Origin of the sequence: Streptomyces sp. KLMMK (assembly GCF_036961605.1) — a bacterium.
GTDB lineage: Bacteria > Actinomycetota > Actinomycetes > Streptomycetales > Streptomycetaceae > Streptomyces > Streptomyces telluris.
On sequence record NZ_JBAMDC010000274.1, the window covers coordinates 1 to 8,838 of the forward strand.

Below are 8,838 nucleotides of genomic sequence, written 5' to 3' on the forward strand. Positions count from 1 at the left end.
GCGTGCGACCCGGCCTGGCCGCTGCGGCCGTCGCTGCCGGCCGCGGCGTGAGCGGCGCACCGGGGGTCGCGAGAGCCGGGCGCACGAGCGTACGGAATACGAGCGTACGGAATACGGGCGTGCGGAATACGGGCGTGCGGAATACGGCCGTGCGGACGGGCAACGCACAAGGCCGGTCCGTCTGTTGACGGACCGGCCTTGCCTGCGTGTGGGCGATACTGGGATCGAACCAGTGACCTCTTCGGTGTGAACGAAGCGCTCTCCCGCTGAGCTAATCGCCCGGGATTCGTGCGGGGTTTCCCCGGCAACGCACTGAACAATACAGGTCGCGGCGGCTCTCCATCAAATCCCCCGGGTGCCGCCGGCCAGCAGGGCCCGCAGGCCGCGCCGGCCGGCGTGCATCATCCACGCGTGGTTGGCCACGAAGAGGGGCCTGACGGGCAGGGCGAGCCGTCTGAGCAGGGGCTTGCGGGCCTCCACGTCCTGCTCGAAGCGGGCGGTGCTGCCGGCGGGGCCGTGCGGGAGGACGGTCCAGCGGGCCCACCCCTCGATGTCGCCGGTCATGGCGATCTCGAGGATGCGGGCGACGGGATCGTGGCGGCAGGCGCGGACGGCCACGGTCAGGTCGTAGGGGAGGAAGGAGCGCACGCGGGCGGTGCCGGTGACGGCGTCGGTCCGGTCGACCTCGCGGACCTGCGGCCACCAGGCGGGGTAGCCGTCCACGGCTTCGAGGCGGGCGTAGACGGTGTCGGGCGGGGCGGCCAGGGCCCATGCGCCGTGGAAGCGGTAGCGGTGGGCGGGGGCGAGGGCCGTGGCCAGGAAGGGCATGGGGCCAGCGGACACCCAAAGACCGAGGGTCCGCAAGGGGTGAACCTTGCGGACCCTCGGTCCTGTCGTGTGGGCGATACTGGGATCGAACCAGTGACCTCTTCGGTGTGAACGAAGCGCTCTCCCGCTGAGCTAATCGCCCGGGCGCACCGCAAACATTACCGCATGTCAGACGGTGCTTTGAACCGGCGGCGGGCCGGTCAGCCGCCCACCTTCCACGGCATGACCATGCCGAACTTCCAGAGGTAGATCCCGACGAGGGCACCGGCGATCACCAGGCCCGTCACGGTGAGGATGATGTTGCGCCGCCGGACCCGGGGGTCGAGGGCGCGCTGGGCCGCCTCGGTGACCTTCCGCTTGGTCCAGCGCAGCACGAGCTGGGCCCAGACGAACTCCGTCGCCCAGATGGCCATGCCTCCGAAGATCACGAGCCAGCCCGGGCCGGGCAGGGGCAGCATGATGATGCCCGCGACGACGACGGCCAGGCCGACGATGAAGACGCCCACCTGCCAGCTCACGTGCAAGGGCCGCGAGCGCTTGATGAAGTGGGGGGCGCGCGAGCCGAGGGCGGGCTCGGCCGCGCCCCCGTCCTTCGTCCCGTCCCCCGCCGCGGCGTCCTGCCGCCGGTCACTCTCCGCATTCATGAGCCCCAACCTACCGGACCGATCCTGAACTCACCGGAATGGCGGTATTCCCCGTCCGGCGACTGGGCCGTCCGAGGTATCCGAACAGCCTCAAAACGGTCAGAGGGGTTTACAACGGCACCGTAGGTGGCATGTCGATTTCGCCGACGTGCGAATCCCCGAGCGCACACTGAGCGAAAGGCCCTGGCGCTTATGAACACCACGGTCAGCTGCGAGCTGCACTTGCGCCTCGTCGTGTCGAGCGAATCCTCACTGCCCGTCCCCGCAGGCCTGCGGTACGACACGGCCGATCCGTATGCCGTGCACGCCACCTTCCACACCGGAGCCGAAGAGACGGTCGAATGGGTCTTCGCCCGCGACCTCCTCGCCGAAGGCCTGCACCGACCCACCGGAACCGGCGACGTCCGCGTCTGGCCGTCCCGCAGCCACGGTCAGGGCGTCGTGTGCATCGCGCTGAGCTCCCCGGAGGGCGAGGCGCTGCTGGAGGCCCCTGCGCGGGCCCTGGAGTCCTTCCTCAAGCGGACGGACGCCGCGGTGCCGCCGGGCACCGAGCACCGTCACTTCGACCTGGACACCGAGCTCTCCCACATCCTGGCGGAGAGCTGAGTCCGGGCCGGGGCTGACCCGGAGCGCGCCAGCCCACTCGGGGAGGCTGCGCGCCACATCTCGCACACAGGGCACGGCACGGCGCCGTCGTCCGCGGACGTTCCGCGGCCGGCGGCGCCGTCGCGACGAGGGGGCCGCGCAGATGCCGCCCAGCCAGTAAGGTCGTGGGCCGCGGTCGAACACTTGCCGCCTCCGTCCGGCCAGGGAGCGTACGAACGTGCAGATCAACCACGACACCAAGGCTGCGCTCGACTCCGTCGTCGACCTCCTCAACGCGGGTCCGCAGGACCTGGCGGAGCTGCGCGCCTTCACGGAGCGGCACGGCATCATCACGGTCGAGGCGCTGCGGGAGCGCGATGTCGCGGCGGTGCGCTCGATACGCGAGCGGTTCGGACGGATCTTCGACGCCGCGAGCACGGGCGAGGCGGCCCGGCTGATCAACGAGCTGGTGGCCGAGGCCGGCACCACGCCGCAGCTGAGCGCGCACGACGGCTACGACTGGCACGTGCACTACTTCGCGCCCGGCGCGGCGGTGGCCGAGAACCTCGCCGCGGACGGCGCCATGGCGCTGGCCTTCCTGCTGGTCGCCGGGGAGCGCGACCGGCTGCGGCGGTGCAACGCACCGGACTGCGGGCACGCCTTCGTGGACCTGTCCCGCAACCGCTCGCGCCGTTACTGCGACGGGCGCACGTGCGGGAACCGGCTGCACGTCGCCGCCTACCGGGCGCGGCGCCGGGGCGCCGAGTCCGCGGACTCCGGCGCGTCGGTCTGATTCCGGGCAGAACAAGCCCGATACCGGGGTGGAATCGGGGCGGAATCCCCATTCCCCACCGGGCGCACGAGGAAAATACGGGCAGGCGAATACGCACCCGGTGAATTACCCGGAAAACAGTCCGCGGGCACACCCCCGGCACCGGCACCCCGGTGTACTGATCGGATGGTCCGTCATATTCCGTGCTTCTTGAGAATCGCCTCGATATCCGAGAAGTCCTCACCGTCGCCCGATTTCTTCGCCCCGCCCTGCGGGCGGCCCGCGGCGCGGCCCGGGCCCAGTGACGGAGCGGAGGCGGCGGGGGCCATGGCATCGCGCTGCGCAGCGGCCGCCGCGGCCTTGCGCTCCTTGCGGCCTCCCCCGGCGCCGCGGCGCTCGGCCGCCCTGCTCACCACGAACAGCAGGGCCGAGAGCGCGAGAATCCCGAACCCGGCCCAGACGCTCGGCTTGAAGACGACGTCGGTGAGCCACTGCACGATCCCGGTCAGGACCAGCCCGATGGGGACGAGGGAGAAGGCCGCGATCCGCGTCGCCGCGAGGAAGCGCCGGCGATAGGCCGTCAGCGCGGCGATGCCGAGGCCCGCCGCGGACACCGCGGCACAGATGGTCGAGGTCAGCATCGGGCTCCTCCTGGACTTCGCTTGCGGGCTCGCCCTTCCATCGTGCACCCCGCGCGACCGGTCGGGCCATGGCCGGACGCCGGGCTCAGGGAGATCTCGGGGTCATCCCGGACGGCCCGGGCATGCCGCAGGGATCCGGGACGGGCCGGGAAGCCGGGAAGGCCTGAGAACGGCCGAGGAGGCTTGAGGAGGCCTGACGAGGCCCTGGGAAAGCCCCGGCAGACCCGGAGGGCCGCCTCCCCCGCCGCCTGGAAGACTGGCCGCATGAGCGAGACCAACACCGCCCCCGTCGTCCTCGACGTGTGGTGCGAGCTGCAGTGCACCGACTGCCGTACCGCCCTGGACGACCTGCGGGCGCTGCGCGCCCGCTACGGCGACCGGCTGGACGTGCGGCTGCGCCACTTCCCCCTGGAGAAGCACAAGCACTCCTACGCCGCCGCGCAGGCCGCCGAGGAGGCGGCCGAGCAGGGGCAGGGCTGGCCGTACGCCGAGGCCGTGCTCGCGCGGGCCGAGGAGCTGGCCGAGCGCGGCGAGAAGCTGCTGGCCGAGGTGGCCGGCGGGCTCGGGCTGGATGCCGAGGAGCTGGACACCGCCCTGGTGGACGGCCGGCACATGCTGATCGTCGACGCGGACCAGGCCGAGGGCAAGGCCATCGGCGTGACCGGCACCCCCACGTACGCCATCGGCGGCGAGCTGCTGGACGGCAGCAAGAACCAGGACGGGCTGCGGGAGCGCATCGAGGAGATCGTGGACGGTCTCCTCGGTTAGGCCTTGCCCGTAGGCCTGTCCGTAGGCCTGTCCGGCGCTTCGCCCGGGCTGAGGCGCGCTTCGGCACCGCCGTTCCGCCACGTCGTGGTTGCTCGCCGTTGCGGCGGAAGAAATGTGCTCGCCGCAACGGTGAAGTACCCGGCGGCGCAGGACCGCCGGACGGCGCTAGAGCAGCGGTTTGTACAAGTGGTACTCCGTGGGCACGTAGCCCAGCGACTCGTACAGCCGCAGTGCCGGGGTGTTGCCGGCGAAGACGTTGAGGCCGAGGGTCCGCGCGCCGTGCGCGAGAACCTCGGCCTCCGCCAGCAGCATCAGGGACCTGCCATGGCCGCGGCCCCGGTGCTCGGGTACGACCTCGACGTCGTAGACGTAGGCGTCCGGTGCGTCCGGGCCCCCGTCGCGCAGTGCCGCCCAGAGGGTGCCGACGGGAGTGCCCTCGTGGGTGAGGACGCGCAGCATGGTGCCGGCGGTGGCGGCGCCGTCGGGCAGCAGCGCGCGCTCGTCCGCCTCGGCCTTGGCGCGGGCCTGCTCGGCCGGGACGCCGCGGTCGGTCCAGCCCCGCACGTAGCCGGCGCGGGACTCCTCCCGCCACCCGGCGTACTCGGCGTCGGCCATCCGCCGTCCCTCGCTGCCCTCGGGCAGCCGCGGGGCGGCGGTCAGCGTTTTGACCATGGTGCGGCTGCGTTCGACGTAGCCGAGGGCGCCGGCGAGCCCGAGGCCGACCTCGGCGCCGGCGTCGACGGACACCTCGATGCGGGTGCAGCCCCAGCCGCGCAGCACCTCCTCGGCGGCGAGCGCGGCGACGGTGCCGCGGCCGCGGTGCCGGTCGCGCTCGTCGATGGAGAGCCGGAGGATGCGGCCGGCCGCATGGCCGAAGCGGTGGTCGGTGGCGAGGTCGACGGTGCCCACGGGCCTGCTGTTGACGCAGACCTCGTACGCGCGGGACCGGGCGCCGCCGGGGCCGCGCTGCTCGGGTGCGGTGGGCCGCAGGGTGGTGGTCACCTTGGTGTTGTACCGGCCCGGCGCCCGCGCGTCACGGGGTTTACGGGGAGCGGTGTGCGCCCTCGCAGCCCTGGCGGCCCTTGCAGCCCTTGCAGCCCCTACGGGTCGAGGTCCGCCGCCGCCTGCTCGTCGAAGGTCCGGGCGGCCTTGGCGGTCACCGGACCGGGGGCGGCGGGCAGTTCACGGCCGTCGACGGCGCGCACGGCCTGGACGTCGCGGAGGGTGGAGGTCAGGAAGACCTCCTCGGCGCGCTCCAGGACGTCGTAGGGCAGGTTCGTCTCCTTGGCCCCGGTCCACTCCAGGACGAGGGCACGGGTGATGCCGGCGAGGCACCCGGAGGCGAGGGGCGGGGTGTGCAGCTCGCCGTCGAGGACGACGAAGACGTTGGAGGCGGTGCCCTCGCACAGCGCCCCGGCCGTGTTGGCGAGCAGTGCCTCGCCGGCGCCGTGCTCCTTGGCGCGGGCGAGGGCGACGACGTTCTCGCCGTAGGAGGTGGACTTGATGCCGGCGAGCGCGCCGCGTTCGTTGCGGGTCCAGGGCACGGTCACGACGGCGGTGGTGTCGGGGCGCCGGGACGTCCCGGCGACGGCGACGACGAGGGTGGGCCGGGCCTCGCCGCGCTCGGAGCCGAGGGGGGCGAGGCCGCCGGTGTAGGTGATGCGCAGCCGCCCGAGCGGCATGGGGTTGGCGTCGAGGACGGCCGCGCAGGCGTGCCGGATCTCCTGGAGGTCGGGCTCGGGAAGGCCCAGGGCGCGGGCGGAGGCGGTCAGCCTGGCGAGGTGGCGGGTGAGGGCGAAGGGGCGGCCCTGGACGGCCTTGAGCGTCTCGAAGACGCCGTCGCCGACGGTCAGACCGTGGTCGAGGACCGAGACGCGCGCGCCGTCGGCGTCCTGCAGCGAACCGTTGAGCCAGATCGTCACCGTATCGTCCCTCCGAGCGGCTGGTGGATGCCGGAGCCCGACGCTATCGCGAGCAGCCGCGAAGCCTTGAGCTCCGTCTCGGCCCACTCGCGCTCGGGGTCGGAGCCCCAGGTGATGCCGGCGCCGGTGCCGAAGCGGAGGACGGGGCCGGGGGCCGCGGTGCGGTCGATCCAGAAGGTGCGGATCCCGACGGCGAGCTGGCCGGTGCCGCGGTCGGCGTCGACCCAGCCGACGCCGCCGCAGTAGGGGCCGCGGGGGGCCGTCTCCAGGGCCCGGATGATCTGCAGGGCGCTCTCCTTGGGGGCGCCGGTGACCGAGCCGGGCGGGAAGGTGGCCGAGAACAGCTCGGCCCACCCGGCTCCGTCGGCGATCCTGCCGCGCACGGTGGAGACGAGGTGGACCAGCCCGGGGTGGGGCTCGACCGCGCAGAGCGCGGGGACGGTCACGGAGCCGGTGGCGCAGACGCGCCCGAGGTCGTTGCGGACGAGGTCCACGATCATCACGTTCTCGGCGTGGTCCTTCTCCAGCAGGTCGGCGGCGGTGCGGCCGGTGCCCTTGATCGGGCCGGACTCGACGGTGCGGCCGGTGCGGCGCAGATAGAGCTCGGGAGAGGCGGTGGCGACCTCGACGCCGTGGGCGGGCAGGCGGACGCAGCCCGCGTAGGGGGCAGGGTTGTCGCGCGCGAGGAGGGCGGTGAGGGCGTCGACGTCGGCCGCTGCGGGGTCGGGCAGGGGCGCGCTGAGGACGCGGCAGAGGTTCGCCTGGTAGACCTCGCCGGCCGCGATGTGCTCGCGGATGCGGCGGACGCCCGCGGTGTAGGCGGCGCGGTCCAGGGAGCTGGTCCAGTCCCCGGCGGCCGGGCCGCGCCACTGGGCGGAGGCGGCGGGACGGGGCGGGGCCGGCCGCACGTCGCCGAAGCGCGCGCAGGTCAGCCGCCCCTCGAAGTCCGCGACCACCGCCCACCAGCCCGTGGACTCCAGGGCTGCCGGGTCGCGGGTGACATCGCGCAGATCGGTGGCGAGGAGGCCGCCGAAGCGGGCCATCGGAGGGAGGCTCGGGGGGAAGCTGTGCACGTCATCGAGTCTATGGCGGGGGCGTCCGGAGCGGCCCGGGCGAACAATCAGGGCAGCACGCTGCGGAAACGGAATTTGAGCTGGCGCTGGAATCCGCTAGAGTTCAACACGTCGCCGGGACGCGGAAGCGAACCGGACAGACACTGCGGACGTAGCTCAGTTGGTAGAGCACCACCTTGCCAAGGTGGATGTCGCGAGTTCGAGTCTCGTCGTCCGCTCGAGTTGGGGGATCTTCCCGAACCCCCGCACTCCTGGTGGAGTGGCCGAGAGGCGAGGCAACGGCCTGCAAAGCCGTCTACACGGGTTCAAATCCCGTCTCCACCTCCAAGGACGATTAGCTCAGCGGGAGAGCGCTTCCCTGACACGGAAGAGGTCACTGGTTCAATCCCAGTATCGTCCACCAGGGTCTTCACCGACCTTCCCGCGCGATTAGCTCAGCGGGAGAGCGCTTCCCTGACACGGAAGAGGTCACTGGTTCAATCCCAGTATCGCGCACGCTGTACCTGCGGAAACGCAGTGCGTCCCGGACGATTAGCTCAGCGGGAGAGCGCTTCCCTGACACGGAAGAGGTCACTGGTTCAATCCCAGTATCGTCCACCAGGGTCTTCACGGACCCTCCCGCGCGATTAGCTCAGCGGGAGAGCGCTTCCCTGACACGGAAGAGGTCACTGGTTCAATCCCAGTATCGCGCACACCGATCGGCCGGAGGCCGGGGCTCAAGGGCTCCGGCCTCCGGCCGTTTCTGCAGGCAGCAGGCAGCAGGCAGCAGGCAGCAGGCAGCAGGCAGCAGCAAGGGTCGTTTCCGCAGGCGGCAGGGCCGGTGAAAAAGCGGAGGGCAATACGAAGGGCCGGGCGCCTCCCCAGGTGCCCGGCCCTTCGTGCCGTCCGCCGTACCCCCGTCCCCACGGGGTTGATCCGCCGGCTTGTCCCCGGCCCGGGCCGCTCTCCCGGGCCCGGGGCGCTCAGCGCCCCAGCATTCCGGCGACGGACGACGCTTGTGTGACGACGGCGTCCCAGCCGCCGAAGAGGACGGCGAGGAACGCCGCCAGGGGCACCACCATGGCCACGGCGACAGCCGGGTGCCGGGTGCCGGAGGGCCTGGGGGCGAAGAGGCCCGCGACCAGGTCGGCGGCCCGGTGACCGCGCGACCGGATGACCGTACGTCCCGCCGTGTCCGCCATGGTTCCGCTCCTGGTGTGTGGGCCCGTCCCCTGCCGTGTGAAGTCGCACGAGCGGCGGGCGTCTGACCTCGGGGGACGAGTGCTGCACCCGCCGCTCGATCTCCACACTAGGGGCGCGGGCCCGGCCGGGCGTCATGCCCTCGTATCGATTGGCGGGCATCCGGGAGGATGAGCGGACGCCGGGCGGCTACTCCCCTGGTTGGACACGGGCGTCCCCGCCCTTGGGGTCTTCCCGGAGGGGGCGGCCGGAGGCGGCCGGGAATCCTCCAGGCCGGGGTGACTTCGGTCACTTCCACCCCGCCCCCGGCCTTAACGATCTTCACGGTCCCGGCGGCCCCTCCCCTGCCTGCCGCACACGCCCCAGCCGCCCCTCCCGCCCCGGCAGGAACGAGGGGCTCCGGGCCGGGCACGGCCCCAATCCCCC

10 protein-coding genes and 8 tRNA genes are annotated in these 8,838 nt (G+C 72.7%); 9 read left to right on the forward strand and 9 right to left on the reverse strand.

Annotation, left to right across the window (positions count from 1 at the left end):
* Positions 1-209 precede the first annotated feature (209 nt).
* From V7793_RS27765 to V7793_RS27780, 4 genes are all read right to left on the reverse strand, one after another.
* Positions 210-281, reverse strand: a tRNA-Val gene (locus V7793_RS27765).
* A gap of 61 nt (positions 282-342) precedes the next feature.
* Positions 343-828 carry an SRPBCC family protein gene (locus V7793_RS27770; protein ID WP_336011288.1) on the reverse strand — a complete coding sequence of 162 codons (486 nt, stop codon included), beginning with the start codon at positions 826-828 and terminating at the stop codon, positions 343-345.
* 70 nt (positions 829-898) lie between these two features.
* Positions 899-970, reverse strand: a tRNA-Val gene (locus V7793_RS27775).
* A 58-nt stretch (positions 971-1,028) separates the two neighbouring features.
* Positions 1,029-1,472 carry a TIGR02611 family protein gene (locus V7793_RS27780; RefSeq protein ID WP_168096722.1) on the reverse strand — a complete coding sequence of 148 codons (444 nt, stop codon included), beginning with the start codon at positions 1,470-1,472 and terminating at the stop codon, positions 1,029-1,031.
* Between the two features lie 192 nt (positions 1,473-1,664).
* Between V7793_RS27780 and V7793_RS27785 the strand changes: the two genes are divergently transcribed.
* Both V7793_RS27785 and V7793_RS27790 read left to right on the forward strand, forming a co-directional pair.
* Positions 1,665-2,078, forward strand: coding sequence for an SsgA family sporulation/cell division regulator (locus tag V7793_RS27785; RefSeq protein WP_003959770.1), 414 nt, complete (start codon positions 1,665-1,667; stop codon positions 2,076-2,078).
* A 217-nt stretch (positions 2,079-2,295) separates the two neighbouring features.
* Positions 2,296-2,850: a CGNR zinc finger domain-containing protein gene (locus V7793_RS27790; RefSeq protein ID WP_336011292.1), complete on the forward strand. Its 555-nt coding sequence runs from the start codon at positions 2,296-2,298 to the stop codon at positions 2,848-2,850.
* A 173-nt stretch (positions 2,851-3,023) separates the two neighbouring features.
* Here V7793_RS27790 and V7793_RS27795 read toward each other — a convergent pair whose 3' ends face one another.
* On the reverse strand, positions 3,024-3,470 hold the full coding sequence (locus tag V7793_RS27795; protein WP_168096724.1) for a hypothetical protein: 447 nt from the start codon (positions 3,468-3,470) through the stop codon (positions 3,024-3,026).
* A gap of 264 nt (positions 3,471-3,734) precedes the next feature.
* On the opposite strand from V7793_RS27795, the gene V7793_RS27800 reads away from it, so the two are divergent.
* A complete protein-coding gene (locus V7793_RS27800) occupies positions 3,735-4,238 on the forward strand; it encodes a DsbA family protein (RefSeq protein WP_336011295.1) in 504 nt (167 codons plus the stop codon).
* A gap of 165 nt (positions 4,239-4,403) precedes the next feature.
* On the opposite strand, the gene V7793_RS27805 is transcribed toward V7793_RS27800, so the two are convergent.
* The 3 genes from V7793_RS27805 to V7793_RS27815 form a co-directional block, all read right to left on the reverse strand.
* Positions 4,404-5,240 carry a GNAT family N-acetyltransferase gene (locus V7793_RS27805; protein WP_336011297.1) on the reverse strand — a complete coding sequence of 279 codons (837 nt, stop codon included), beginning with the start codon at positions 5,238-5,240 and terminating at the stop codon, positions 4,404-4,406.
* Between the two features lie 98 nt (positions 5,241-5,338).
* Complete coding sequence (locus V7793_RS27810) at positions 5,339-6,160, reverse strand: aminotransferase class IV (RefSeq protein ID WP_336011301.1); 822 nt, start codon at positions 6,158-6,160, stop codon at positions 5,339-5,341.
* Complete coding sequence (locus V7793_RS27815) at positions 6,157-7,203, reverse strand: chorismate-binding protein (RefSeq protein WP_336011305.1); 1,047 nt, start codon at positions 7,201-7,203, stop codon at positions 6,157-6,159. Before V7793_RS27815 ends, V7793_RS27810 begins: the two co-directional genes overlap by 4 nt.
* 175 nt (positions 7,204-7,378) lie before the next feature.
* Between V7793_RS27815 and V7793_RS27820 the strand changes: the two genes are divergently transcribed.
* The 6 genes from V7793_RS27820 to V7793_RS27845 all read left to right on the forward strand — a co-directional run bounded on the left by V7793_RS27820 (position 7,379) and on the right by V7793_RS27845 (position 7,925).
* A tRNA-Gly gene (locus V7793_RS27820) sits at positions 7,379-7,451 on the forward strand.
* Positions 7,452-7,486: 35 nt separating this feature from the next.
* Positions 7,487-7,560, forward strand: a tRNA-Cys gene (locus tag V7793_RS27825).
* Between the two features lies 1 nt (position 7,561).
* Positions 7,562-7,636: transfer RNA gene (locus tag V7793_RS27830), tRNA-Val, on the forward strand.
* A gap of 20 nt (positions 7,637-7,656) precedes the next feature.
* A tRNA-Val gene (locus tag V7793_RS27835) sits at positions 7,657-7,728 on the forward strand.
* 30 nt (positions 7,729-7,758) lie between these two features.
* Positions 7,759-7,833 (forward strand) — tRNA-Val (locus tag V7793_RS27840).
* A gap of 20 nt (positions 7,834-7,853) precedes the next feature.
* A tRNA-Val gene (locus tag V7793_RS27845) sits at positions 7,854-7,925 on the forward strand.
* Positions 7,926-8,195: 270 nt separating this feature from the next.
* On the opposite strand, the gene V7793_RS27850 is transcribed toward V7793_RS27845, so the two are convergent.
* Positions 8,196-8,414 carry a hypothetical protein gene (locus V7793_RS27850; RefSeq protein ID WP_058045240.1) on the reverse strand — a complete coding sequence of 73 codons (219 nt, stop codon included), beginning with the start codon at positions 8,412-8,414 and terminating at the stop codon, positions 8,196-8,198.
* Positions 8,415-8,838 lie beyond the last annotated feature (424 nt).

Bases quoted from the DNA above. Each gene is read 5' to 3' on its own strand.
- V7793_RS27770 (WP_336011288.1), bottom strand. From the start codon at position 828: ATGCCCTTCCTGGCCACGGCCCTCGCCCCCGCCCACCGCTACCGCTTC.
- V7793_RS27780 (WP_168096722.1), bottom strand. From the start codon at position 1,472: ATGAATGCGGAGAGTGACCGGCGGCAGGACGCCGCGGCGGGGGACGGG.
- V7793_RS27785 (WP_003959770.1), top strand. From the start codon at position 1,665: ATGAACACCACGGTCAGCTGCGAGCTGCACTTGCGCCTCGTCGTGTCG.
- V7793_RS27795 (WP_168096724.1), bottom strand. From the start codon at position 3,470: ATGCTGACCTCGACCATCTGTGCCGCGGTGTCCGCGGCGGGCCTCGGC.
- V7793_RS27800 (WP_336011295.1), top strand. From the start codon at position 3,735: ATGAGCGAGACCAACACCGCCCCCGTCGTCCTCGACGTGTGGTGCGAG.
- V7793_RS27815 (WP_336011305.1), bottom strand. From the start codon at position 7,203: ATGGCCCGCTTCGGCGGCCTCCTCGCCACCGATCTGCGCGATGTCACC.
- V7793_RS27850 (WP_058045240.1), bottom strand. From the start codon at position 8,414: ATGGCGGACACGGCGGGACGTACGGTCATCCGGTCGCGCGGTCACCGG.